19 protein-coding genes are annotated in these 24,718 nt (G+C 73.1%); 7 read left to right on the top strand and 12 right to left on the bottom strand.

All coding sequences use genetic code 11. The features are described from left to right. Window positions 1-68: 68 nt before the first annotated feature. Window positions 69-2,042 carry an FAD/NAD(P)-binding protein gene (locus IH48_RS0100465; RefSeq protein ID WP_030897495.1) on the bottom strand — a complete coding sequence of 658 codons (1,974 nt, stop codon included), beginning with the start codon at window positions 2,040-2,042 and terminating at the stop codon, window positions 69-71. 24 nt (window positions 2,043-2,066) lie between these two features. Further along, a complete protein-coding gene (locus IH48_RS34195; RefSeq protein WP_158710216.1) occupies window positions 2,067-2,870 on the bottom strand; it encodes an O-methyltransferase in 804 nt (267 codons plus the stop codon). 562 nt (window positions 2,871-3,432) lie between these two features. Here IH48_RS34195 and IH48_RS34190 point away from each other — a divergent pair. Further along, window positions 3,433-4,392, top strand: a complete 960-nt coding sequence (locus IH48_RS34190) for a helix-turn-helix transcriptional regulator (RefSeq protein WP_051838891.1) — start codon at window positions 3,433-3,435, stop codon at window positions 4,390-4,392. Window positions 4,393-4,493: 101 nt separating this feature from the next. Then, on the top strand, window positions 4,494-5,561 hold the full coding sequence (locus IH48_RS0100450) for a histidinol-phosphate transaminase (RefSeq protein WP_078849369.1): 1,068 nt from the start codon (window positions 4,494-4,496) through the stop codon (window positions 5,559-5,561). A 76-nt stretch (window positions 5,562-5,637) separates the two neighbouring features. Here the strand turns inward: IH48_RS0100450 and IH48_RS36745 are convergent, their stop codons facing one another. The 10 genes from IH48_RS36745 to IH48_RS0100400 form a co-directional block, all read right to left on the bottom strand. Continuing rightward, window positions 5,638-6,279, bottom strand: coding sequence for a hypothetical protein (locus IH48_RS36745; protein WP_234434068.1), 642 nt, complete (start codon window positions 6,277-6,279; stop codon window positions 5,638-5,640). Continuing rightward, window positions 6,279-6,836: a hypothetical protein gene (locus IH48_RS36740; RefSeq protein ID WP_234434067.1), complete on the bottom strand. Its 558-nt coding sequence runs from the start codon at window positions 6,834-6,836 to the stop codon at window positions 6,279-6,281. The genes IH48_RS36745 and IH48_RS36740 overlap by 1 nt, the downstream gene beginning before the upstream one ends. Then, complete coding sequence (locus IH48_RS0100440) at window positions 6,833-8,128, bottom strand: MFS transporter (protein WP_030897482.1); 1,296 nt, start codon at window positions 8,126-8,128, stop codon at window positions 6,833-6,835. The genes IH48_RS36740 and IH48_RS0100440 overlap by 4 nt, the downstream gene beginning before the upstream one ends. Before the next feature lie 2 nt (window positions 8,129-8,130). Next, complete coding sequence (locus IH48_RS34660; RefSeq protein WP_078849446.1) at window positions 8,131-10,785, bottom strand: ATP-grasp domain-containing protein; 2,655 nt, start codon at window positions 10,783-10,785, stop codon at window positions 8,131-8,133. A gap of 77 nt (window positions 10,786-10,862) precedes the next feature. Further along, window positions 10,863-11,492 (bottom strand): DsbA family protein, encoded by a 630-nt coding sequence (locus tag IH48_RS0100425; protein ID WP_030897476.1) that lies wholly within the window; start codon window positions 11,490-11,492, stop codon window positions 10,863-10,865. Then, complete coding sequence (locus IH48_RS0100420; protein ID WP_030897474.1) at window positions 11,489-13,174, bottom strand: class I adenylate-forming enzyme family protein; 1,686 nt, start codon at window positions 13,172-13,174, stop codon at window positions 11,489-11,491. The genes IH48_RS0100425 and IH48_RS0100420 overlap by 4 nt, the downstream gene beginning before the upstream one ends. A gap of 156 nt (window positions 13,175-13,330) precedes the next feature. Next, complete coding sequence (locus IH48_RS0100415) at window positions 13,331-14,215, bottom strand: prephenate dehydrogenase (RefSeq protein WP_037840737.1); 885 nt, start codon at window positions 14,213-14,215, stop codon at window positions 13,331-13,333. Further along, window positions 14,212-16,284 carry an aminodeoxychorismate synthase component I gene (gene pabB, locus IH48_RS0100410; RefSeq protein ID WP_030897468.1) on the bottom strand — a complete coding sequence of 691 codons (2,073 nt, stop codon included), beginning with the start codon at window positions 16,282-16,284 and terminating at the stop codon, window positions 14,212-14,214. Before pabB ends, IH48_RS0100415 begins: the two co-directional genes overlap by 4 nt. After that, the gene (locus IH48_RS0100405; protein ID WP_037840732.1) at window positions 16,281-16,586 is read right to left on the bottom strand and encodes a chorismate mutase family protein; all 306 of its coding nucleotides are present in this window, start codon (window positions 16,584-16,586) and stop codon (window positions 16,281-16,283) included. The genes pabB and IH48_RS0100405 overlap by 4 nt, the downstream gene beginning before the upstream one ends. 410 nt (window positions 16,587-16,996) lie before the next feature. Continuing rightward, window positions 16,997-17,485 (bottom strand): MarR family transcriptional regulator, encoded by a 489-nt coding sequence (locus tag IH48_RS0100400; protein WP_030897464.1) that lies wholly within the window; start codon window positions 17,483-17,485, stop codon window positions 16,997-16,999. 105 nt (window positions 17,486-17,590) lie between these two features. On the opposite strand from IH48_RS0100400, the gene IH48_RS0100390 reads away from it, so the two are divergent. From IH48_RS0100390 to IH48_RS0100370, 5 genes are all read left to right on the top strand, one after another. After that, complete coding sequence (locus tag IH48_RS0100390; RefSeq protein ID WP_051838887.1) at window positions 17,591-18,292, top strand: nitroreductase family protein; 702 nt, start codon at window positions 17,591-17,593, stop codon at window positions 18,290-18,292. Between the two features lie 177 nt (window positions 18,293-18,469). Continuing rightward, window positions 18,470-19,153: a phosphoribosylanthranilate isomerase gene (locus IH48_RS0100385; RefSeq protein WP_030897459.1), complete on the top strand. Its 684-nt coding sequence runs from the start codon at window positions 18,470-18,472 to the stop codon at window positions 19,151-19,153. 89 nt (window positions 19,154-19,242) lie between these two features. Beyond that, a complete protein-coding gene (gene upp / locus IH48_RS0100380; protein WP_030897457.1) occupies window positions 19,243-19,908 on the top strand; it encodes a uracil phosphoribosyltransferase in 666 nt (221 codons plus the stop codon). After that, window positions 19,905-20,810 (top strand): EamA family transporter, encoded by a 906-nt coding sequence (locus IH48_RS0100375; protein WP_030897454.1) that lies wholly within the window; start codon window positions 19,905-19,907, stop codon window positions 20,808-20,810. Before upp ends, IH48_RS0100375 begins: the two co-directional genes overlap by 4 nt. A 46-nt stretch (window positions 20,811-20,856) precedes the next feature. Next, window positions 20,857-24,690: an amino acid adenylation domain-containing protein gene (locus tag IH48_RS0100370; protein ID WP_051838886.1), complete on the top strand. Its 3,834-nt coding sequence runs from the start codon at window positions 20,857-20,859 to the stop codon at window positions 24,688-24,690. Window positions 24,691-24,718: the final 28 nt, after the last annotated feature.

Below are 24,718 nucleotides of genomic sequence, written 5' to 3'. Positions count from 1 at the left end.
CGCGCGGCCGGCCGGGTGGCCGGCCGCGCCCGGGTGGCCGATGGGCCCGTCGAGCCGGGCGGGCGAGCTCACGCGATCGCCTCCGCCTGTGCCGGCGCCGTGCCGTCGCCCGGCCCGGGCGGTACGCCGGGGACGGCGCGTGCGAGGGACCGTACCGCCGCGGCGATCGCGTCCGCGTCCGCCTGCGTCCCCGAGTCGGCACACGGGCGGGTGCCGGCCGCCGTCGCCCAGTGGACCCCCTCGGTGGGGACGCCGTACGCGAAGCGGCGCGGGTGCGCCCACCCGTCGGCGTCGAGCAGCCGGTACGGGCGCCGCGTCACCGCGAGCCCGCCGCTCTCGTGGACGCCGCCCGCGCCCTCGATGCGGTACGGGGTGCACTGGCCGGTGCCCAGCAGGTGGCGCAGCAGCGGGTCTGCTGTGCGCCGCAGGTCGGGCTCGGGCAGCCGTGCCTCGATGAGGGTGGTGGCGCGGCGCCGGCTGCCGGGCACGGCCGGGGACTCGACGAGGAACGCGGCTCCCGCGCCGTCGTCCGGCAGGCAGCTCACCCGGGCGCCGGGTCCGGTGATCTCGACGACGCCGGCTTCGATCAGCGCGATCAGCTCGGCGACGCGCGAGGCGGGCGGCCCGATGGACAGGAAGGCGTGGAGCGGTGTGTACCAGGCGTCGAGCTCGTCGCGGTGCGAGCCGCCGTCGAGCCCGCCGTGGCCGACCGCGAGGCGCACCTCGTCGCGCAGGTCGCTCAGCACGTCGAGGGCCGCCGTGAGCGGACCCGACACGTTGCCGAGGCGGGCGGCGCGCACATCGCTCGCGAGGTGGTCGAGCAGCCAGCGGCGGAAGTCCACCGGCCCGGCGAAATCCCGTCCGGAACAGGGGTGTTGTATGGCCTCCCAGTCCCAGCGCTCGGACGGGGACAGGCCGGCGGCGGCGACCACGGCGGCTCGCTCCCCGTCGGTGCGGGCTCCCAGGTAGTGTGCCGCGAACGGCTCCGCGTCCGCGCCCCGCGAGCGCAGCAGCGCCGTGTAGTACACGCTCTCGACCTCGCGGGCGATCAGCGGCCACAGGTGGGCGGTGAAGCCGATCGAAGCGTCCGTGGACGCCCGCAGCCGGGCGATCCGCGCGGCCGTCAGCGAGCGTGGCTCGTGCCGGCCGCCGGCGCCCTTCTCGTTGTCGCCGCGTGCGCGGTACGGCACGCCGCGCCGGGAGGCGGCATGGATCTTCGGCTCACGGCCCGAGCGCCGGTACACCAGCCGGTCGCCGCCCGCGCGTTCGAACGATCCGCCGCGCCCGACGGTGAGCTGCGCCATCCAGTCGAAGAAGCTGAGGCCGAGACCGCGCAGGACGACGGCCTCGCCCGGGGGCACGACGGCCGGGTCGGCGTCGGCGGGGTTGCCTGGCGGCAGGTAGCGCAGGCCGTGGGACGACGCGAAGGAGGCGAGCGCGGCCTCGGCAGGTGCGGGCAGCGCGGGCAGGTGGCCGAGCGCCAGCACGACGGCGTCCAGACCCGTCAGGCGTGTCCCGTCGTCGAGCACGACGACCTGGGGGCCTGCCTGCTCGCCGTGCTCGTCGTCGAGTTCGACGACGAGCGCCCGGTGCACCCGTATCGCCATGTGCCCCGGGGCGGTGGCGGTCAGCCGGTGGAAGGCCCACGCGAGGTACTGGCCGTGGAAGGCGCGGGTGGCGTAGTCGTCGGGCCCCAGGTCCCGGGCCTCCGCGAGGGTGGCGTCGTCGGTGGCCGGACCTGCGCCGCGCAGCAGCCCCTTGGCCCACGCGTAGAGGCTGGGGCCCTTCTCGACGGGGCCCTCCATCCGCGCGCCGGCGTCCGCGAAGAGGGTGACCTGCGAGGCGACGGTGTTCATCAGCAGGTGACGTGACTGGGTGGTGCGCCAGACGGCGCCGGGGCCGGGGGGCGCGGGGTCGACGACATGGACGGTGAGCCGGTCGCCGGACGGCGAGGTGCGCTCCTTCGCGCAGAGCCGTTCGAGCACGGACACCCCGCGGGGGCCCGCCCCCACGATGCAGAGGTTCAGATGTCTGCTGTTCACGTGTGGTTCTCCATCGGCGTGGGATCAGGAGGACATTCCCGGGTCCGTACGGGTGGGACCGTCCGCACGGGAGGGGCCGGCGAGGCGGCTCGACACTTCGAGGCCGTCGCCGATCGGCAGCGCCAGGGACAGGTAGCGCCCGGAGGCGCGGACCTGGTGCGCGTAGGCGCCCGGCAGGCCGTGGCGCTCGCTCGCCACGACCTGGCTGCCGGGCCGCATCACCGGTTCGAGCAGTTCGAGCGCGGACGGCCAGGCGGCCGGCCGGCCGCGCAGGACGAGCAGGTCGAGCGGGCCCGGCAGGGCTGCGGCCAGGTCGCCGAACGGCCCGAGGACGCGCGCCCACGGGGCGAGCCCGGCCCGTTCGAGCCAGGCGCGTGCACGGGAGGCGGCTGGGCGCCCGGGCGCCCAGCACACCGCCAGGCCGGTGCCGTTGTCCCGTACGGCGGCGGCCAGCGGGATCGCGGTGTCGGGCCAGGCGCCGCCGTAGTCGACGGTGACCCCGGGACGCCTGGCCCGGACGAGGGAGTACAGCAGCCTGCCGGCGTCCCGGGGCAGGGCGTCGGCGCCCGCCCGCGCCCGCAGGGCGCACAGCAGGGCTTCCACCGCCGGATCGTCGAGGCAGCAGTCCTGCGTGGCGGCCGTGCCGGGCGCGAGGAGGCCGGACCGGCGGCCGGCGGGACCGTGCTCCGGCGCGAACGACCAGGCCCGCGCGGCCGTTCGCGCGGCCACGCCCTGACCCGCGCGCCCCCGCAGGGCGAAGGGGCCTTCGACGAACTGGCCGGGGCACGGCCACTCGTGGTAGCGCACCTTCGGCGCGCCCCCCGGCACCGATGCCTTTTGGCCTGACTGCCGTGAGGAGCACGGGTCGTGGATGCGGGGCGGCTCCGCCCCGCACGTCCTGTCGTCGGCCCGGATCAGTTCCGCCCGGCACATTCCGTCTCCCCCCGCAGATGTCAGGATCCCGCCTGGTGGTGGCACCGCCGGGCCGGTAGTGCCACCCGGTGGCGGTGCGGACCCATCGGCGCGGTCAGCCGGGAACGTTCCAGCCGACGTCGTCCGTGTGGGCCGCTCCCTCGGGGCAGCGGCACGGCCGCTGCGCGCCCCTGGCCGCGCAGCCGTCGGAGAATGGCGCGAAAACGCCTCTCGATCTTGCGATCCGCCCGCAACTTGATATTCCCCCGAACATGGCATTTCCTTCGCAGTAGGATTTCGTCTGTTTGTGCATTGGCGACGCGGTTTGCGGTACGTCGACCGACTCGCGCAAACCGCGGCTTTTCTTTTCGTAGAAGTGACTCTGCCACCTCTGGACGGCCTGTAGGAGTTCGTACATGCTTCGGGTAGGCGCAGTGCAGTGAAACGAGGGATGCGAATGCAGACGAGCTCACATGAAATGGACATCGAAGGTGAGGGGGACCCTTCCGTGGCCGACGTGAGCGCCGCGGCCCTGCAGGGCCTGTCCGCGCAGTGGCCGTCCAGCGCGCAGCCCGAGAAGCGCGAGGCGTTACTGCGCATGGCGCAGGCGCTCAGCGAGATCTCGGGCATGATCGCCGCACAGGCCGAGCAGCCCGACCGGCGCGCCTGCGAGGACGGCCAGGACGAGTACCGCGAGGGCGCGGGTGATCGAAGACCGCGGCATCCGGGATTCCGTTACCTCGAAGGGGAAGCGGAGATCAACCACGCCATCCAGGAGGTCCTCGCCACCGCACACACGGAGATCCTCACCGCCCAGCCGGACGGCCCGCGCCCCGGCCCCGTGCTGGACGACGCGCTGCACGCCGTGCACGACCAGGTCGCGGCCGGCATCAGCATGCGCACGCTCTACCAGCACAGCACGCGCTTCGACGAGCCGACGAAGGAATACGTGCAGTCGGTCACGCAGTACGGGGTGCAGGTGCGCACCCTCGCGGAGTTCTTCGACCGGATGATATTGGTCGACCGCGCCGCGGCCTTCATTCCGGCCAACGCCGACCGGTCAAGGGCGGTGCTGGTCACGGAGACGGCCGTGGTCCATTTCCTCGCGGACGTCTTCGACCGTGCGTGGGACCGGGCCGCCACGTTCCCCTTTCTGCCGGTGCGCGCTGCGGACGCGGCCCCCGAGGTGATCCCCGCGATTCGGGAGTCCATCTGCAAACTCCTGATCGAAGGGCGCTCGGACAAGGAGATCGCCCGCCGCCTCGGACTCAGCCTGCGCTCCCTGCAAGCACACGTGGCCTGGCTGAAGAAGGAGTACGGGGCCCAGCACCGGCTGCAACTCGGCTACTTGATGGGGATGCGGAAACGCGACACGGGAACGCTCCCGGACGGGAGTTCGGCGCAAGGCGGTCTTGCGGCCACCCAGGCGGCCTCTTAGGGTGAGGCACCGCGCCGCAAGCCGGGCCCCGTGGCGGCCCGCAGCGCGCCCGTCGATCGGTCCCCCCAGGGGATCCATTTCTCCCTTTCTCTGTTGCCGCGGTGCCGGTGGTCCGCTGTTTTTCCGCTTCTGCTTCCGGCGCCACGCCATTCCGCGCCGGAAAGGTGCCCGATGACGCCCTACGGACTGTCTGCCAACGAAAACCCCATCCGCCGCTGCCCTCGGTGCGCCGGGTCGTCGCCGATGCGGCGGTCGCGGAAATGAACCGCTACCCCGACCGGCTCGCCGCGGAGGTGACGGGCGCGGTCGCCGCCCGGCTGTCCGTGCCGGCGGACAATCTCGCCTTCGGCGCGGGATCGGTGGGGGTGCTCCTGCACCTGCTGCACGCCGCGGTCGCCGACGGCGGCAGCGTGCTCTGCGCATGGCCGTCGTTCGAGGCGTACCCGCACCTCACGCAGGTGTGCGGGGGCGCGTCGGTGCGCGTGCCGCTGCGCGACGGCGTGCACGACCTTGACGCGATGGCCTCGTGCCTGCGCGAAGACACCCGCGCCGTCGTGGTGTGCAACCCCAACAACCCGACGGGCACCGTCGTGCGGCGGGTGGAGCTGGAGCGCTTCCTCGACCGGATGCCGCCGCACGTGCTGGTCGTACTGGACGAGGCCTACCGGGAGTTCGTCCGGGACATCGACGTCCCGGACGGCGTCGACCTGTACCGCGAGCGCCCCAACGTGGTCGTGCTGCGGACGTTCTCCAAGGCCTACGGCCTGGCCGGGCTGCGGATCGGCTACGCCGTCGCGTCGGCGCCGGTGGCCGCGCGGATCCGGGCGCGCGCCGTGCCGTTCGGTGTGAACGCGGCCGCCCAGGTCGCCGCGGTGGCCTCCCTCGGTGCCGAAGCCGAACTCATGGAGCGCGTCGATGCGTTGGTGAAGGAGCGTGGACGGGTCGAGGCCGGCCTGCGGGACGCGGGGATGGCCGTGCCGCCGTCGCAGGCGAACTTCGTGTGGCTGCCGCTGGGGGAGCGCACCGAGGAGTTCGCGGCGGAGTGCGCCCGGCAGGGCGTGCTGGTACGGGCGTTTCCCGGCGAGGGCGCCCGCGTCACCGTCGGCGAGGCGGCCGCGAACGACACCGTGCTGCGCGTCGCCGCCGCCTACGGCACGGCGGCCCGCTGAGCCGGGGACACGGGACACGGCGGGCGGCCGGCGGCCCCTGGTACGGGACCGCCGGCCGCCGGGCCGGTGCGGCGGCTCAGGCCGGGGAGACCTCCACCCGCAGCGTCTCGCGCACGAACTTCAGCGCGTCCTCCCGCTCGGACGGCGAGTGCGCGCACACCAGGACGTGCCCCATCCGTTGGGACGACGACGTCAGCGGGCGCACGACGTCGCCCGGCCCCTTGCGCAGCCGCACCCGTACCACGGCTGGGTGGTCCTCGCTCTCCTCGACCCCGGTGATCCGGGTGATGGTGCCTGGCGCGGAGGTCGGGAAGTATGTGGCGGCCCAGGCGGTGGGGTCGCCGGAGGGGAGGTCGCCCACGGGCAGGCCGAGGGAGAGTTTGACCACGGCCTCGTACAGGTCGAAGCCGAAGGTCAGGCCGATCGCGTCGGGCAGGTAGTCGCCGGGGGTACGCACGGCCGTCTCCATCAGGACCGGGCCCCGCGGCCCCACCTTGAACTCCAGGTGCACCAGGCCCGTGCGCATCCCGATCGCGCCGAGTACGCCCCTGGTCAGCCTCTCCACGGCGGCCGCCGTCGCCGGGTCGTCGAAGCGGTGGCCGCAGCGGTGGGACAGCTCCACGAAGTACGGCGGCGGTGTGGTCTCCTTCGCGGTGGTGTTCGCGAACAGCACCTCCCCGTCGCGCACCAGGGCCTCCCAGCTGAACTCGGGCCCCATCACCCCCTCTTCCACCAGGACGGTGCCCTCGCCGGCGCGCCGGCGTCGTCGACGGCCGCCTCGTCCGCGACCAGCTCCACGCCCTCGCTGCCGGCCCGGGTGAGCGGTTTGACGACCACCGGAAGGCGTTGAAGCATCCACGCCCGCGCGTCGGCGACGCTCGCCACCAGCCGGAACTCCGGCTGCTGAACGCCGTGGTCGGCGAACGTCGTGCGCTGCAGCGCCTTGTTGCGCGAGATGACGGCCGCGTGCAGGGACGGGCCGGGCAGTGCGAGCCGGTCCTGGGCCAGTGCGGCGGAGAGCACCTGCGGTTCCGCGAAGGCGACCACGCCGCCCGGCACATGCTCGGCGACCGCGCGGTTCACCGCCAGGTTCCACAGCTCCTCGGGGCCCGCGGGGGCGCGGTGGAACGCCTCCGCGAGCGCCTGCGGCCGGTGGTCCCACGTCGCGGCCGATTCGACGGCGCGCACCCGCACGCCGAGCCGCGCGGCGGCTTCCAGATAGGGCCGGCCCATCGTGCCGACGCCCACCACCAGCAGATCCTTGCTGTCGTTCACGGGGTGGCCCCTTCCGTTTCCGTGGGAGTCCGCGACGCGGCGCCGGATGCGCCGGCACCGTCCGCGGCGACCGCCGCCACCGGCCTCAGCAGCCGGGTGACCGGCGTGACGAGCAGCGCGGCGGCGGCGAAGACGGTGGCCAGGCCGATCCAGCCCGCAGGGCCCGCGGCGATCACCACCGAGGTGACGAGCGCGGGTCCGATGATCCGCTGGCCCGTGCCGCCGAGGCTGAAGACGGACAGATACGTGCTCTTGCGGTCCTCGGGGGCGAACGCGTAGCTCAGGTCCCAGCCGCCGACCGCCTGCCACATCTCACCGAAGGTGAGCAGCACGCAGGCGCCCAGCAGCACCGCGCCGGCGAGCCAGGCGGATGCGGGTCCCGCGGCCAGCGCCATCGCCAGGCAGCACGCGGTGAGCGCCGCGCCGCCGAGCCGCAGGGAGCGTGCCGCACCCCCCGGCCCCTCGGCCGTCCTGGACACCGGCACCTGGAGCACCACCGAGAGCACGGTGTTGGTCAGCACGACGATCGGCAGCAGCCCGGTCGGCACGCGTGTGGCGTGCAGCGCCCACAGCGGGATGCCCACCGAGAGGATCGTGGTGTGCAGGTTCAGCACCCCGTTGAGGCCGGCCAGCAGCAGGTAGCGCCAGTCCCGGAACCCCTTGATCGCGGCAAGCGGGCCGGCCCTGCGCTGCACGGCGGCCCCCGCCACCGCGCGCAGCCGGGTCAGCAGCAGCGCCGAGACGACGAACGCGGCCGCCGTGCCGAGCACGATGCCGCGGTACGCCCAGACGCTGTGCGAGGCCAGCAGGGGCGCCGCGAGCAGCGCCCCGAGCGAGAAGCCCATGTTGCGGACCGTACGGATGATCGCCATCGTGTGGGTGCGGTCGCCCTCCTCCGTCGCGGCGGACGCCACGGCCTGCGTCATCGGCTGGGTGGCCGCCTCGGCGGCCGCAAGGCACGAGGACACCAGGGTGAAGCCCACCACGCCGTGTACGAAGGTCAGCGCGACGAACCAGCCCGCCCGCCACAACTGCAGCACGACCAGCATGTGCCGGGCGCCGATGCGTTCGGCCAGCGCGCCGACGGGCACCGTCGTCAGGAAGCCGACGATGCCGGACAGGGCGAGACCGAAGCCGACCTCCGCGGTGGTCAGCCCGACCGAACGGACGAAGAACACCGCGGAACCGGCCAGGTACAGGCCGGTTCCGACCGCGTTGATCAGCGAGGTGACGGCGAACGTGCGGCCCGCGCGCGTCGCCGGCACGTACTCGCGAAGGGAGATGCGGCGCACGGTCACCGCCCCCCGGAGGCCGCCGCCGGCGTGCTGTCCCCGGGGCGTCCGCGCCCGTCGCCGCGTCCGTCGCCGCCGGCGGTCTCGCGGACCCGCACGGTGATCAGCGACCGGGCGCGCTCCGCGGTGCTCGCCGCGTCCGCGCTCGACGGCGCGGTGGCCACGACGAACCCCGCACGCTCCCACGAACTGGTGATGGCGCGCACGGTGGCGCCGGGTTCCACCGACACGTGCACCTCCTCGACGCCCGGCACGGCTGCGGCCTCCTGTGCGCCGGCGACCGACGTGACGGTGCCGGGTGCCGCGGTCAGGAAGCGGACGGCCGCCGCGCAGCGCGGCGCGATCGGCCCGGCGGGACCGCGGCCCTCCAGCACCCGCAGCAGGTTCGCGAGGATGTCGGTGCCGTACGCGAGGTCGACGAGGACCGTGATCGCGCCGCCGGGCAGCCGACCGGCGCACTCCACGAGGTGCGGGCGGCCGTCGGCGAGTATCCACTCCGAGTGCAGGATGCCGGAGCCGAACCCGGTGGCCTCGGCGAGTCGGGCGACGGCCTCGCGCAGCGCGTCCGCCGCGGGCTCCGGCAGGTCGGCCGGCAGGGTGTGCCCCATCTCGACGGGGTGGCGCGAGGCGAGGACGGATTTGGCGGTGATGTTGGTGAAGCCGACCGTGCCGTCGTGGACGAAGGCCTCGACGCTCACCTCGGGCCCGTGCAGGCGTTGTTCGACGAGGTAGCGGGCGGTGCCGGGGTAGCCGGCGCGCAGCGTCGGCTCGTCCGCGCCCGTGGTGTGCGCCCAGGCGGCGGGCACGTCGTCGCCGGGCCCGAGGAGCTGCACGCCGAGGCTGGCCTGCCGGCCCGCGGGCTTGAGCACGCACTCGCCGCCGTGGTGCGAGCGGAACTCCGCCACGTCGTCCGGTCCCTCGGCCCTCGCCCAGGCGGGCTGGGGGACGGCGCCGGATGCGGCGGCCCGCAGCAGTGCCTTGTCGCGCAGCACCCGGGCCGCCTTGAGGCCGGCGCCCGGCAGCCCCCACGCCTCCGCGAGGGTGGCCGCCACCACGACCCCGTACTCCACGACGGGCACCACGGCGCGCACGCGCGGCGGGCGCGGCAGCGTGTCCGCGACGCGGTGCGGGTGCTGCTCGTCCTGGCTCGGCACCGGCAGCAACGCACCAACGCAGGCGTGCCGTTCGGCGAGGTTCGCGATGCCGCGCGCGGCGATGACCGCGGGCTCCTCCAGCACCAGGACGGATGCCCCGGGCGCCGACTCGTCGAGCTTGGCGAGCATCACCGGGCTGTAGCCGACGAGGACGTGGGTGACGCTCTCGGGCACGGTGTGGATGGTGACGGACGCGCGGACCTCGGCCTCCAGCGCGTCGAGTTCCGCGAGTGTCGGCGCGTCGATGAAGAAGGACAGGGTGCGGTCCTCGGAACTCAGCAGCGGGCCGAGGCGCGCACCGCGGTCCTTGTGCACGAGCACCGCGCGCAGCGTGGGCGCGTCGCCGGCCGCGGCCGGGCCGATGGACGGCCAGAGGCCGCCCTCACCCACCCAGGCGGGTTCGACGTCGAAGCCCTCGACCGTGACGCCGGCGAGGATGCCGGGGGCGTGCTCCAGGTAGACCTGCCGGGCGTGCCTGCGGGGATGCGGGTACGACGCCGGCTCGCCGAGCGCGATCCGGATGATCTCCGGTTCGAGCGGCGCGCCTGTGGCCAGTTCGTACAGCACGCAGAGGCCGTCGCCCGGCGTGCGCGCGGCGACTTCCATCAGCACCGGCCGGCCCGCCGCGTCGACGCGCCACTCGGCGTGCGCGATGCCGTCGCGGAAGTCGAGCCCGTCCTCCAGCAGCCGCTGGTTGGCCGCCAGCAGCGCGTCCCGGGTGGCCGGGTGGTCGCTCGGGACGGTGTGGGACAGCTCCACGAACGTGCGCGCGTGCGCGTCGGTGGTGTCCTTGCGGGTGACGGAGGCGAACAGGATCCGGCCGCCCTGCACCAGGCTCTCCACCGAGTACTCCTGCCCGGCGACCTTCTCCTCCACCAGTACGGTCTCGTGCGCCGGGAAGGCGTCGAGCGCGGCGCGCAGCGCACCCGCGTCGGCGATCGTCTCGACCCCCGAACTGGAGTGCCTGCCAGTGGGTTTGACGACGGCGGGGTAGTGCACCCCGCTCAGGTCGACACTGCCGCGCTCGTCCGGCGGGACCACGATCGAGGCGGGGCTGAACTCCGGCAGGTACCACCGCTGCAGGTACTTGCTGCGGCACACCCGGGTGGCGCGCAGGCCCGGGGTGGCGACGCCGAGGGCGTCCGCCAGCAGGCCGGTCGGCTCGACCTGGGTCTCGCCGACCGCGTAGCAGCCGGTGATCCGGTACCGCTCCCGCCAGCGGCGGGCCGCCGATACGGCGCCGGGAAGGTAGGAGTTGTCGCGGCTCACGTCGCCGTCCACAAAGGCGAATTCGCTGATCGCGGACGCGGCATGAGACGGATCGGCGGTGGCGCGCAGGGCCTCTTCACGCCATCGGGAGGGCGTGATCAGAAGTATTTTGAGGCCCCTGCGGGCGAGTTCTTCGAGATACAGCGGCGCACGACAGACCACCAGGAACGATCCGGTGAGAATGAAGGCGTCCGGCCGTGGTGCGGGGATTGCGTCCGCGGAAGTCTGCTGCATGTCCATGTGCCTGTTCTCGTCGGGACGTGGACCGCCCCCGGCAAGGAGCGGTCCACGTCGAACGGTTCGCCCGGGACCTAGTCGAAGGAGAGCTTTCCGGTGCGTGTCCTCTTCAGCTCGAAGAAGTCGGGATAGCCGGCCAGCGCACGCGCGCTGTCGAAAATGCGCGCGGCCTCAGCACCGCGCGGGATGGAATTGAGCACCGGCCCGAAGAAGGCCACCCCGTCGATGTGGATGGTGGGCGTGCCCACGTCCTCGCCGACCGGGTCCATGCCGCGGTGGTGGCTCTCGCGCAGCGCCGCGTCGTACGCGTCGCTGTCCGACGCGTCGATCAGCCCGGCGGGCAGGCCGGTCTCGGCGAGCGCTTCCACGCCGACGGCGCGGAAGTCCTTGTTCCCGCCGTTGTGGATACGGGTGCCGAGCGCGGTGTAGAGCCCGGCGAGGACGTTCTCGCCGTGCTGCTGCTCCGCGGCGATGCACAGACGTGTCAGCGCGAGCGAGTTGTCCACCAACTCACGGTACCAATCGGGTAGTTCCCGGTTCTCGTTGAGAACGTAAAGACTCATCACCCGGAATCTGAGGTTCAGCTCTCGCTGTCGTTCGACCTCGAGAATCCACCGGGAGGTGATCCATGCGAAGGGGCAGGCCGGGTCGAAGTAGAAGTCGACCTCGGCGGGGGTGTCCGTGCTCCGACTGTTCTGTGTCACGCTGATTCCTCGAAGATGACAGAAGCGAGGGAAGCGGAATCGGTCCGCTCTACGTGGCTCCGCAAACTCGCGTATGTCTCGCGGAGTTGGCGCTTGAGTACCTTGCCGGTGACGCCGATGGGGAACTGGTCGGGCGTGCGGGCTATTTCCAGAACTCCCAAGCGGGGGTGGCCCGCCGCGTCCAGGGCCTCGTTGGCGCGGTCGAGCAGCTTGCGCGGGTCGGCGCCGGTCCGTTCGGCGACGGTGACGACGGCGACCGGTACGACCGTCGCGCCGTCCCGGCCGGCGACGACGGCGATGTCGTCCACCTCGGGCACCTCGTTGAGCACGACCTCCTCCATGAACACCGAGTAGCCCGTGCCGGTGGGGGTGTGCAGGGCGTCCACCGTGCGGTCCACGAGCAGGAAGTTGTTCTCCGCGTCCCGGTAGGCCATGTCGCCCGGCAGCCAGTGGCCGGCCAGCCTGCAGCGGTAGGTGGTGTCGGAGTCGGCCCAGTAACCGGGCGTGACGCCAGGGCCCTTGGCGGCCAGGTGGCCGACCTCGCCGACGTCCGCGTGGCTGCCGTCCTCGTGCAGGATCGCGACCTCGGCGACCCCGGTGGGCTTGCCGGCGCAGCGGTCGTTGCCCTTCGAGTCGAGCGTGTGGACCTGCAGCAGCACGCCCCAGCCCAGCTCGGTGGTGCCCAGGCGGTCGAAGAACGCGGGGGACGGCAGCTCCGGGCTGCGCAGCGAGAGGACCTTCTCGATGTGCGCGCGGTGCACCGCGTCGCCGATGGAGGTCCACACCGCCACGGAGTCGACGGAACCCACCGGCAGGTCCGCCGCGGCGAGTTCCGCGTAGCCGTGGGCGAACGACATCACCGCGGTGGGCCGGTGGCGGTCGACCGCGGCGGCCAGTTCCTCGCCGCTGCGGTCGCTGAACGCCACGAACGGGGTGCCGCCGAGTACGGCGTAGACCGTGTAGGCGATGCACCCCAGGTGCGACTGCGGCAGCGCCGTCATCATCAGCGCGCCTGGCACCTCGGTGTGGTCCACGAGCCGGAACTTCGGGCCGGAGACGATGGAGCGGTGCGTGTGGATCGTCGGCTTGGGCCGTCCTGTGGTGCCGGACGAGTGCAGGATGACGACCGGGTCGTCGTCGTGGTGCGGCCAGTACTGCGCGTCGGTGAGCGCGGCGGCGGGCGGCGCCGGAAGCTCATCCTCCGTCCGCGTCCACGCGAGGCCGAGGCCGTCGAGCGCGGAGCCGAGGCGCTCCAGCCGGGCGGCATCGGCGTAGAGGCCTACCGGAGCCGTCTGTTCGAGCAGCGACTGCGCGATGGCCCGCGGGGCCTTGCTGTTGACGAGGACCGCGACCGCGCCGATCTGCGCGAGCGCGTAGAAGTGCACCGAGTACGCGAACGAGTCCTCGATCCACACCGCGACCCGGTCGCGGGGGCGCACGCCCTGCGCCAGGTACCAGGCAGACCAGCTCTGCGCGAGCTCGTCCACCTCGTTGATGCTGAAGTCGTGGCGCCGCTCGCCCGAGGCGGTGGTGAGCGGGCGCGCGGAGTGGATGAAGCGCGCCGCGGGCGCGATGCTGGCCGCGAGGGCGGACTTGAGCAGGTTGCCGCCGCCCACCAGCGGGTCGGCGGAGATCTTCGCACGCTGGTCCGGGGTGAGCACGGTCGGGGCGAACGTGGTCATGAGGTGCACCTTCCTGATCGTGGGCCGGCCCGGCGGTGGCGCCGCGGTGGCGGCGCGTCGCCCGGGCCGGGCCCGTCTCGGGTCGTTCCGGTGGTTGCGTGGTGCCGGTGGTGCGTTGCGCTTGTGCGGTGCGGGGCGTTTCGGTGATGTCGTGCGTCAGAGGTGCTCGAAGAGGGCCGCGCAGGTATCGCCGAGGCGGGGAAGGTCCGCGCCGAGGTGGGCGCGCAGCTCACCGACGAGGTCCTCGAACGCCTCCTCGGTGCCGCCCTCCACGGTGTCCGTGAGCCGTGCCAGCGACTCCGCGAGCGCCTTGCGTGCGGCAGGCGCCTCGGGGTTGGCGGCCTGGACGTCCCAGTACACCTCCGGAGTGCCGCAGGCGATGCGGGCCACCAGTGCCAGCAGGGCGCGGTGCGGGGGCGGCGCGACGCGCAGCAGGTCCCGCGGGTGGACGTCGTCGAGCCGCGCCAGCGCCAGGCCGAAGGCGAGCACCGCCGCATGGGTGAGCGCCTGGGTGGCTCCGGCCAGGCGGTCGTGGGCCCGGTCGTCGACCCGGACGATCCGGGCGCCCCAGCTCGAGACGAGATCGAGCAGGCCGGCCACGCGCGGCCCGTCGCCGACGACGACGGCGGCGACGGGCCGGCCCTCGAACCCGAGCGACGGCGCGAACATCGGGTTCAGGCCCACCGCCTGGACCCCCGGCGCGTGCCGGCGCACGGCGTCCGCGAAGCGCTGCTTCACCGACAGCGTGTCGACGAGCAGCGCGTCGGGCCGCAGCGCCGCGCCCACTCCCGGCACGGCGGCGAGGGCGACCTGCTCGGGGACCGCGAGTACCACCAGGTCCGCGTGGCCGAGTTCGGCCGCGAGCCGGTCGTCGATCGCGGTGACGTCGCCGCGCACCCACGCGAAGCCGCCGCCTGCCCGCCCGGCGGGCGGGCGGGCCGGGTCGACCACGCTGACGCGCGCGCCGGCGGCCCGGATGCGCTCGGCGAACAGCGCGCCCACCGCCCCCGAGCCGCCGACGACGACGCAGCGCCGTATCACCGGGCACCCCCGGCAGGCTGAGCCGCGGTGTCGAGCACCGCGGTCACCATCGCCCGGGACTTCACGACCGTCTCCTCGAACTCCTCGTCCGGGTCGGAGAGCGCGACGATCGCCCCGCCCACGCCGAAGGCCACCTTGTCGCCGGTGGCGACGAGCGTGCGGATGACGATGCTCAGGTCCGTCGCGCCGCTCAGCGAGAACCAGCCGAGCGTCCCCGAGTAGACGCCGCGCGGCCCCTCCTCGAGCCGGTCGATGATCTCCATGGTGCGCAGCTTGGGGGCGCCCGTCATGGACCCGCCGGGGAAGGCGGCCCGTACGCAGGACACCGCCGACTCGCCGGCACGCAGGGTGCCGCGGATGGTGGACACGAGCTGGTGCACCGGCGCGTAGGTCTCGACGTCGAAGAGGACCGGCACGTGCACGGAGCCGACCTCGCTGACGACGTTGAGGTCGTTGCGGATCAGGTCCACGATCATCAGGTTCTCCGCGCGGTCCTTCTCGCACCCCGCGAGGTCCTGGCGGAGCGCCTCGTCCTCGGCGGGCGTCGCGCCGCGCGGGCGGGTCCCCTTGATCGGCTTCGACTCGATGACCCGGTCGGTCCCGACGGTCAGGAATCGCTCGGGCGACGCGCTGAGCACGGCCACGCCAGGGAACTCCAGCAGCGCGCCGTACGGGACGGGGCTGATGGCGCGCAGCCGCCCGTAGGTGCGCAGCGGGTCGATGACGGCGTCCAGGGTCACCGAGTTGGTCAGGCACACCTCGTACGTCTCTCCCTGGCGGATCTCCTCCAGGCACCGCGTGATCCGGTCGAGGTAGGCGCGCTCCCCGTGGCGCATCGCCACCGACGCCCCGGCCGCGGGGTCGGTCATGCCGACGCCCTCGAAGGGGACGGCCGCCCGCCCGTGCTCGCGCGGCGGCAGCGCCGCGAGCCGGGCCGCGGCCTCGTCGAGCCAGGCCGTCGCGCCGGCCGTGTCGCCGTCGACGGAGAGTGCCAGCAGGTGGCTCACCCCCTCGGCGTGGTCGACGGCGAGCATCCGGTCGGCGAACAGCAGCGCCGCGTCCGGCGTCTCGGCCTTGTAGGCCGCGCTGCCGCCCGTCTCCGCCTTGAGCTCGTAGCCGAGGAAGCCGACGTAGCCGAGGTTGAAGTCGAAGGGCAGGCCCTCCGGCGTGGGCACCGCGCGCCGGGCGAGTTGCTCCTCGACGTAGTCGAAGAACTGCTGGTCGACGATCTCCCCGGGGTCCCCGCTGCCGGCGGGGCCGTGCACCTTCACGGCGCCGTCGCCGACGCGGTAGGTGACGTACTCGGCGAGCGGGCCGCTGCCGTCCCCGAGGAAGGAGAACCGGGACAGGCCGTCGATGACGGCGCCGCTGTCCAGCCAGAAGCCGTACCGGCCGCCGTGGAACAGCTCGCGGTAGGCGGCCTCGGTGTCCGGCTCGCAGGGCACCGTGCGCACGTGCACCCGGTAGCGCGGCCGGCGGCGCCGGCGCTCGGCGGCGTGTGCGAACGCCATGTCGCGGAAGTTGGCGAGGAGTTCGCGTCCGTACTCGCTGCTGATGGATTCCGGGTGGAACTGGACGCCCCAGATCGGCCGGGTCCGGTGGCGCACGCCCATGACGACGCCGTCCTCGGTCCACGCGATGCGCTCGAGCTCGTCCGGCAGCCGGGTGGCGGCGAGCGAGTGGTAGCGGACCACGTCGCACGGCGAGGGCAGCCCGGCGAAGAGGCCGGTGCCGTCGTGGTGGACGGGCGAGACGCGGCCGTGCATGGGCTGCGGCGCGAGGGCGATCTCGCCGCCGAAGAGGTGGCAGATGCCCTGGTGTCCGAGGCAGACGCCGAGCACGGGCAGCCCGCTGTCGAGGATGGCCCGGGCGCTGATGCCGAAGTCGCGCTCGCGCTCGGGGCGGCCGGGGCCCGGGGAGACGACGACCGCGTCGAAGTCCGCCAGGCGCAGCGCGGACCAGTCCGCGCCGTTGCGCACCACGACCGGCGGTACGCCGTTCACCTCGCCGAGCAGCTGGTAGAGGTTGTAGGTGAAGGAGTCGTAATTGTCGATCAGCAGGGTTCTCATGCGGCGGAACCCCCTATGACGAGGTTCTCCACGCGGCACGTCTCAGCGATCACGAGATCGTAAAGCTCTCGCAGGAACTTTTGATCTATTCCGTTTTCCGAACCGAATATGGCGGCCCGTTCCTGGACCACCCCGATGCGGTGCGGCTGCATCATCGGTATGTCGTTCTCGCGTTTGTGGTGCGCAATCTGCACGCAGATTTCGATTCGCTCGCGCAGCCGGTCGAGGAACTGCTCGTCGACGCGGTCGAGCCGCGCCCTCAGTTCTTCGATTCCCGCGGCGGGAGCCGGTGCTTGGGCCATGTTCTCCCCCTGTGCTCTCCCGGAGACCGCGAGGGTGCCCGGCCCCCGCCCCCGACCGCGGCCGGCGGCGGGCGGCACCCTCTGACACTGCACCGGACTCTGCCGTTCACGGCATCCGGTCGCCACGCACCCGATGGTTCGGGTCTGCGCAGTGCACACACCGGCGGGATGCAGATCCGGACATACCGTGCGTACCACCCTGTCCGCATGCCCCGTGCCTTCTTGCCAAAAAGCCTGCTGCGAACTCATAGTTCCTGCGGAGGGGAATTCACGGCCACACGGGGGAGGAGAAGTCGGTGAGACGTCGCGCGATGCCGGCGGCCGGGGGTGCGGGGTCGCGATTATCCGTCCCGGCGGTGGTTTCGGAAAGCCTTGCCGGTATACGCGCGGGAAATGCTCGGCGGCGCCCCTCACGGCACGTCGCCGAGCGAGACGAGGAGGGCGCGCAGGATTTCGTCGAGCGCCCGGCAGTCGTCCTTGTCGATGCCGGAGAGCAGTCGGCGCTGATTGCGGACGTGGCCCTCCACGACGCTGTCCACGCGTTCGCGGCCCTCCTCGGTGAGGGAGATGTGCAGGCTCCGCCGGTCGCCCGGGACGGCGTCGCGGCTCACCAGGCCGCGGGCGACGAGGCGGTCGACCCGGTTGGTCAGGGCCGCCGAGCCGATCATGACGCTGGCGGCGAGAGCGCTGGGCGTCAGCGGTCCTCCGCTGCGGCGGAGCGTCGCGAGGACGTCGAACTCCCATGTCTCCATGGAGTGTTCGGCGAAGTACTCCTTGAGTCCTGCGCTCAGCAGCCGCGCGAGGCGCAGGCTGCGCCCGACGGTCCCCATGGCGGCCAGGTCGAGATCGGTGCGCTGGGCCGCCCACTGATCGAGGAACCCGTCGACGCGGTCGCGCACGGTGCTCCACCTCTTCCGATACTTCGACATCAAGACGTTTGACGTCATTCTAGTCCAGGACGTACTCTCTGCGCATCAGATAGTTTGACATCGAAAGGTTCGATCATGTCCCCACACGGATCGAGCGAGACCGTGGCGCAGGTCATCCGCTCACGACGGGCCATCCGCCACTTCCGCCCCGATCCCGTTCCCGCCCCGCTGCTGCGGGAGCTGATCGACCTCGCCCTGGAAGCGCCGTCCAGCTACAACCTGCAGGCCCGCTCGATCGTCGCCGTCACGGGCGCCGCGGGGCTGCGGGCCCTGACCGAGGCCACCGGCGGGCAGCCGCACCCGCAGGAGGCGCCCGTGGTCCTGGTCTTCGTCGCCGAGGCCGCCGCCTGGCGGGAGGGCCGGGACGACATCTGGCGTGCCGCGTGCGAGCGCGGCGCCTGGACCGAGGCCTTCGCGGCCGGCACGCCCGGCAGCGTGAAGGAGTTCTACGAGGCGCGCAGCGAGCGCGGCCTGGAGCGCGAGTGCCCCATCAAGGACGCGATGCTCGCCGCCGCGTTCCTGATGGTCGCGGCGGAGGCCGCGGGCCTCGGCAGCAGCCCCATGGGCGGTTGGGACGAGGCGGCCGTCAAGCGCGCCATCGGCATCGCCGACCGGCCGGACCTGCACATCGCGCTGCTCGTCCCGCTCGGCTACCCGGGGGAGGTCCGCCTGCACCCGGGCCGCCGCCCGCCGCACCTGACCACGCACCACGACACCTACCTGAGCGGTGCGCCCGCGCCCGGGTTCCCGCGCCGGCCGCACCTCACGGACTGCTGACGCGACCGGAGCCGCCCGGCCCGCACCGGCAGGCACCACCGCACGGAACGACAGCACGGCTCGACGGCCGGCCGCCGCACGGCAGCCGGCCCGGGGCGGCCGCACCGCGGCCGTCCCGCCCCGCGAGCGGGGCCCGCACGGCGGATCCCCCGCACCAGCCGAGGAGAGATCACCTTCATGGTCACCGTGAACAAGCTCGTCCAGGTCGCCGGCATCATCGACGCCGAAGAGGCCGACATGATCATCGAGGAGGGGGCGGACTGGCTCGGCTTCGCACTGCGCCTGCCGTCCGGCAAGGACGACATACCCGAGCAGGACGCTGCCGCCATCGTCAAGGGCCTGCGGGCGCCTCACGCGGGCGTCCTCATCAGCTACCTGACGGACGCCGAGGAGATCAGCGCGTTCTGCGGTGAACTCGGTGTGATCGCCGTCCAGTTGCACGGAGACGTGGAGGTCGCGCAGCTCAGGGCACTCAAGGAGGTGCGCCCCGACCTCTTCGTCCTGAAGTCCCTCGTGGTCAAGGAGGGCAACACCGAGGAGCTCCTGGAGCTGGTCGACGCCACCCATCCGTACGTCGACATGTACATCACCGACACCTTCGACCCGAGGACCGGCGCCAAGGGTGCCACCGGCCTCACACACGACTGGAGCGTCTCGGCGGCCCTGGTACGCCGCTCGCCCAAGCCGCTGATGATGGCCGGCGGCCTGCGCCCGGACAACGTGGGCGACGCGATCCGCGCCGTCCGCCCGGCGGCCGTCGACGCCCACTCCGGCCTTGAGGGCCCCGACGGCCGCAAGGACCGGACGAAGGTCGCGACCTTCGTCGCCGAGGCGCGCAAGGCCTTCGACGAGATCGGCTGATCCGCTCAGGCACCGGGCCCGCCCCACAGGGCCCGGCAGCACCACGCACCGGACCCCGCACAGGACCGACCACCGGAGAGGCATCCGTCGTGACCACCGCACCGAACGTCCACGTGCTCCCGCAGACCGACCAGTTGCGGGCGCTGCACACGGTCATCCGCGACCGCAGCTGTACCCAGCAGGACTTCGTGACGCACTCGCGCCGCGTCTTCCGGCTGCTCCTGGAGGCCGCGCTCGATCTGCTGCCCTTCGCCAAGAAGGAGGTCAGCACCCCGATCGGTGCCGTCTACGAGGGACTCGAGCCGGCCCGCGACCCGTACGCGGTCAGCGTCGTGCGCGCCGGGGAGGCGATGGAGACCGAACTGCGGGACATGATGCCCGGCATCCGGGTCGGCAAGATCCTCATCCAGCGCGACAAGCAGACCAAGCTGCCGCACCTGTACTACCAGCACCTGCCCGACGACATCGCCGACCACCCGGTGCTGCTGCTCGAACCGATGCTCGCGACCGCCGGCTCGGCGCTCGCCGCCGTCGACGTCCTGCTGGAGCGGGGCGTGGCCGAGGAGCGCATCGTGCTCGTGGACCTGCTCGCCTCGCCGCAGGGGCTGCGGCGGGTGGGCGCGCACCGGCCGCACCTGCGCGTCATCACCAGCTCGATCGAGGAACGCCTCACCGAACACGCCTTCATGCTCCCGGGCATCGGCGACTTCGGGGACCGGTTCTTCGGTACCACCGATTCGGGAGCCCGGCCATGAGCAACCAGCGCATCGCGGCCACGTCCGCGCTGACCGCGCTCGCCCCCGCCGTATGGGGCTCGACCTACCTGGTCACCACGGAGTTCCTGCCGCCGGACCGGCCGCTGCTCGCCTCGACGCTGCGGGCGCTGCCCGCCGGGCTCATCCTGCTGGCCGCGACCCGGGTGTTCCCGCGCGGCATCTGGTGGTGGCGCGCGCTCGTCCTCGGTGTCCTGAACATCGGCGCGTTCTTCTACTTCCTCTTCGTCGCCGCCTACCACCTGCCCGGCGGCGTCGCCGCCCTGGTGATGTCGATCCAGCCGATGATCGTGCTGCTGCTGAGCGCGGCCCTGCTGCGCGACAGGATCAGGCCGATCCAGATCGGCGCCTGCCTGCTCGGCGCGGCCGGAGTGGCACTGCTCGTGCTCGAACCGCACGCGGGCCTGGACGCCGTCGGCGTCGTGGCGGGCGTGCTCGGCGCCGCCTGCATGGCCAGCGGCATCGTCCTGACCAAGCGGTGGGGCCGGCCCGAAGGCGTCAGCCTGCTCGCGTTCACCGGCTGGCAGCTGACCGTCGGCGGGCTGGTCCTGGTGCCGGTCACCCTCGCGACGGAATCCCTGCCGACCCACCTGACGTGGGGAAACATCGGCGGGTTCGCCTACCTGAGCCTGATCGGGGCGATGGTCGCCTACGTGCTGTGGTTCCGCGGGCTGTCGCGGCTGCCCGCACTGGCTGCCTCCTTCCTCTCGTTCGCCTCGCCGCTGTGCGCGACCGTCCTCGGCTACCTCTTCCTCGGCCAGTCGCTCGGCCCGCTGCAGTTCCTCGGCGCGGCAGCGGTCGTCGGCTCGGTCGTCCTGGCGCAGCGCCGGCCGCGGGAGGCCGAGCCGCAGCCCGAGCGCGCACCGGCTCCGAGCCGGGTGTGAGCACAGCTCCGCACGCCTCATCTCATCTTTCTGGGGGACACCTTCCATGGCCATCGAGACGCTGACGTCCGGCGTACCCCTCAAGGGGGACTCGCTCGGCTCCCTGCTCGCACAGCAGGCCCGGATACGGCCCTACGCGATCGCCGTCACGGCGGGCGGCCGGGACCTGACCTTCGCGGAACTCGATTCCGAGGCACGCAGGACGGGGGCGCTGCTGGTCTCGCTCGGCGCCGTCCCCGACACGTGCGTCGGCCTGTTCACCGAGCCGTCCACCGACCTCGTGACGGGTGCCTGGTCCATCCTGAGCGCGGGTGCCGCGTACCTGCCGCTGTCGCCCGAGTACCCGGACGACCGGCTGCGGTACATGATCGAGAACTCCGGCGCCCGCATCGTCGTCACGCAGGACCACCTGCTCCGGCGCCTGCGCGGCCTGGCCCCCGAGGGCACCGCCGTGGTCACGGCGTCCGACGCCCCCGAGGCACCGCCGGGGCCGCTGCCCGGCGCGCGCGGCGAGCACCTCGGGTACGTCATCTACACGTCGGGCAGCACCGGCAGGCCCAAGGGCGTGATGATCGAGCAGCGCAGCGTGGTCTCGCAGCTGCGGTGGCTCGCCAACTGCGGCCACCTCGGGCCCCGCGTGTCGATCCTGCAGAAGACGCCGATGAGTTTCGACGCCGCGCAGTGGGAGATCCTGGCCGCGGCCGCGGGGGCCCGCGTCGTCATGGGCACCCCGGGCATCTACCGCGACCCCGAGGCGGTCATCGACATGATCGCCGCGCACCGGGTGACCGCCCTGCAGGCTGTGCCCACCCTGCTGCGTGCGCTGATCGACACCGAGCGGCTCGGCGGATGCGCCACTTTGCACCGGATCTTCTCCGGCGGGGAGGCGCTGACCGCCGCACTGGCCAGGGACCTGTTCGCGACCGTGCCCGGTGTCTCCCTCGTCAACCTGTACGGGCCGACGGAGACCACCATCAACGCCACGTCGCACTGGGTCGACCCGGAGGCCCTCGGGGACCGCCCGTCGGGCATGCTGCCCGTGGGCGTGCCCGCGGACCGGGTGACGTGCTACATCCTCGACGAGCACCGGCGGCCGGTCGACATCGGCGAGACCGGTGAGCTGTGCGTCGGCGGACGGCAGGTCGCGCGCGGCTACATAGGCCTGCCGCAGGAGACGGAACGGCGGTTCATCGCCTCGCCGTTCAACCCCACCGAGCGGCTCTACCGCACCGGCGACCTGTGCCAGTGGAACGAGGACGGCACGATCCAGTTCGCCGGCAGGGCGGACAACCAGGTCAAGCTGCGCGGCTACCGGGTCGAGCTCGAGGAGGTGGCCGCGCGCATCGAGGAGCACACGTGGGTGCGCAGGGCCGCCGCGCTGGTCGCCGACGACCCCCGTACCAGGGGCCGCACGCTGGTGGCCGCGGTCGAGCTCAACGAGCGCACCGCCGCCACCATGGACCAGGGCCGCGACGACGCCGGGCACCACCGCTCCAAGGCGTCCAAGCTCCAGGTCAAGGCGCAGCTCTCCAACCCGGGGCTGCGCGGCCCCGCCGAGCTCGGCGGACGGCCCGTGGTCGCGCTGCCGGGCTCAGAGCCGGGCGAGCGGCAGCGGCGCGAGGCGTACGCGCGCAAGACGTACCGCTTCTACGGCGGCGGCCCCGTCGGCGTCGGCGACCTGCTCGGCCTGCTCGCGCCGCGGCCGGAGGGCGCGACCTCGCGCCCGCCCCGCATGCTGTCCCTGCCGGAACTCGGCGAGATACTGCGCTGGCTCGGCCCGTTCCGCAGCCAGGAGAGGCTGCTTCCCAAGTACGCCTACGCCTCCCCGGGTGCGCTCTACGCGACGCAGCTCTACCTGGAGACGCGCGGCCTGCCTGGCCTGCCCGCGGGCCTGTACTACCACCACCCCGCCGACCACACGCTCGTACGCGTCGACGGCGCCGCGGGGGACGGTGAACAGCCCCTGCTGCGGCTGCACTTCCTCGGCAAGCGGCGGGCGATCGAGCCGGTCTACAAGAACAACATCGCCGAAGTGCTCGAGCTGGAGGCCGGGCACATGCTCGGCGTGCTGGAAGAGGTCCTGCCCGACTACGGCCTGGGTGTCGAGCCGGCCGGGTACGACCCGCGTGTCAAGCGCCGCATGGACGTCGCCGATGAGGATTTCTACCTGGGCGGCTTCGACGTGGCCGCGTACCGGCCCGGGCAGTGGGCGGACGGGGTCGAGCTGTTCGTCCAGGCGCACGGCGACCGCGTCGCCGGCCTCGCGGCGGGCCTGTACCGCTACCGCGACGGCGCCCTGGAGCCGCTGGGCGCCGGCGTCGTCGAGAAGCGGCACGTCATCGCCATCAACCAGGGCGTGTACGAGCGTGCCGCGTTCGGCATCAGCGCCGTCTCCAGGACGGACACCGAGGCGTGGCTGCGGTACGTGGTGCTCGGCACCGCCCTGCACCGGCTGCAACGCGTGCCGGGCTTCGGCCTGATGTCGTCCGGGTACTCCTCCAAGACGGGCACCCCGCTGCCCGCCGGCACCCGCCTCGACGACCTGCTGGCCGCCGCCGGCGTGGAGCCCGCCGCCGCCTCGTACTTCTTCGTCGGCGGCCGGATCACCCCGGAGCAGGCCGCGCACCAGGGCATGGACGAGGACGCCGTGCACACCAAGGGCCCGGCGGAGATGATCCGCGAGGAGCTCGCCCGCTTCCTGCCCTCCTACATGATCCCGGCGCGCGTCCTCGTCGTGCCCCGGCTGCCGCTGACCGCCAACGGCAAGACCGACTCCCGCGCCGCGGCCGCCCTGCCCGAACTAGCGGCCGTTTGGCGGCCCGCGCCCTACGTCGCCCCGGCCACGGACACCGAGCGGTGGCTCGCCGCCGAATGGGGCGGCACCCTCGGCTACGAGGATGTCTCCGTACGCGACGAGTTCTTCGCCTCCGGCGGCAACTCCCTGCACGCGGTGGCCCTCGTCAACAAGATCAACCGGGAGTTCGGCACCGCCCTGCCGCTCCAGATCCTGTTCGAGTCGCCGGAACTCGGCGCCCTGGCGGCGCGCATCGACGAGGGATCCACCGCGCGCGCGTCCTCGCGCCTCGTGCCGCTTCGCCCCGGCGGCGCCGACCGTCCGGTGTTCTGCTGGCCAGGCCTCGGCGGCTACCCGATGAACCTGCGGGCGCTCGGCCGGGAGGCGCGGCTCGACGGGCCGTTCTACGGCGTGCAGGCCTACGGCATCAACGCGGACGAGGAGCCGTACCCCACGATCGGCGAGATGGCGCTCGCGGACCTGGAGGAGATCAGGGCCGTCCAGCCGGCGGGCCCGTACCGGCTGTGGGGCTACTCCTTCGGCGCCCGGGTCGCCTTCGAGGCCGCGTACCGGCTGGAGCAGGCGGGCGAGCAGGTCGAGCAGGTGATGCTGATCTGCCCCGGCAACCCCGCGCTGCGCAGCCGGGACGCCGGGCGGCGTGGCCGGGAGGCGAGCTTCGCGAACCCCGCCTACGTGACCATCCTGTTCTCCGTGTTCGCCGGCGCGATAGAGGGCAGGTCGCTCGACGCCTGCCTCGAACGGGTCCGTGACGAGGAGTCGTTCGTCCGCTTCGTCCACGAGATGCTGCCCGCGCTCGACGCGGGGACGATCCGGCGGATCACCCGGATCGTCGCGCGGACCTACGAGTTCGACTACACGTTCCGCGAACTGCGCGAGCGCCGCCTGGACGCGCCCGTCGCGGTCTTCAAGGCGCAGGGCGACGACTACTCGTTCATCGAGTCGAGCGAGGGCTACAGCGCCGCACCGCCCACCGTGATCGAGCTGAAGGGCGACCACTACAGCGTGCTCAAGGACGAAGGGGTGGCCGAACTCGCCCTGCACATCGCATCCGTGGCCGGCAGTTGAGCAGCACCTCCCCACGCAGGCACCGCAC

The sequence above is a fragment of the Streptomyces sp. NRRL F-5126 genome (assembly GCF_000721265.1).
In the GTDB taxonomy this organism is placed as follows: Bacteria; Actinomycetota; Actinomycetes; order Streptomycetales; family Streptomycetaceae; genus Streptomyces.
Note: the sequence above shows the minus strand (reverse complement) of the source record. Positions and strands in the feature narration are given on the sequence as shown.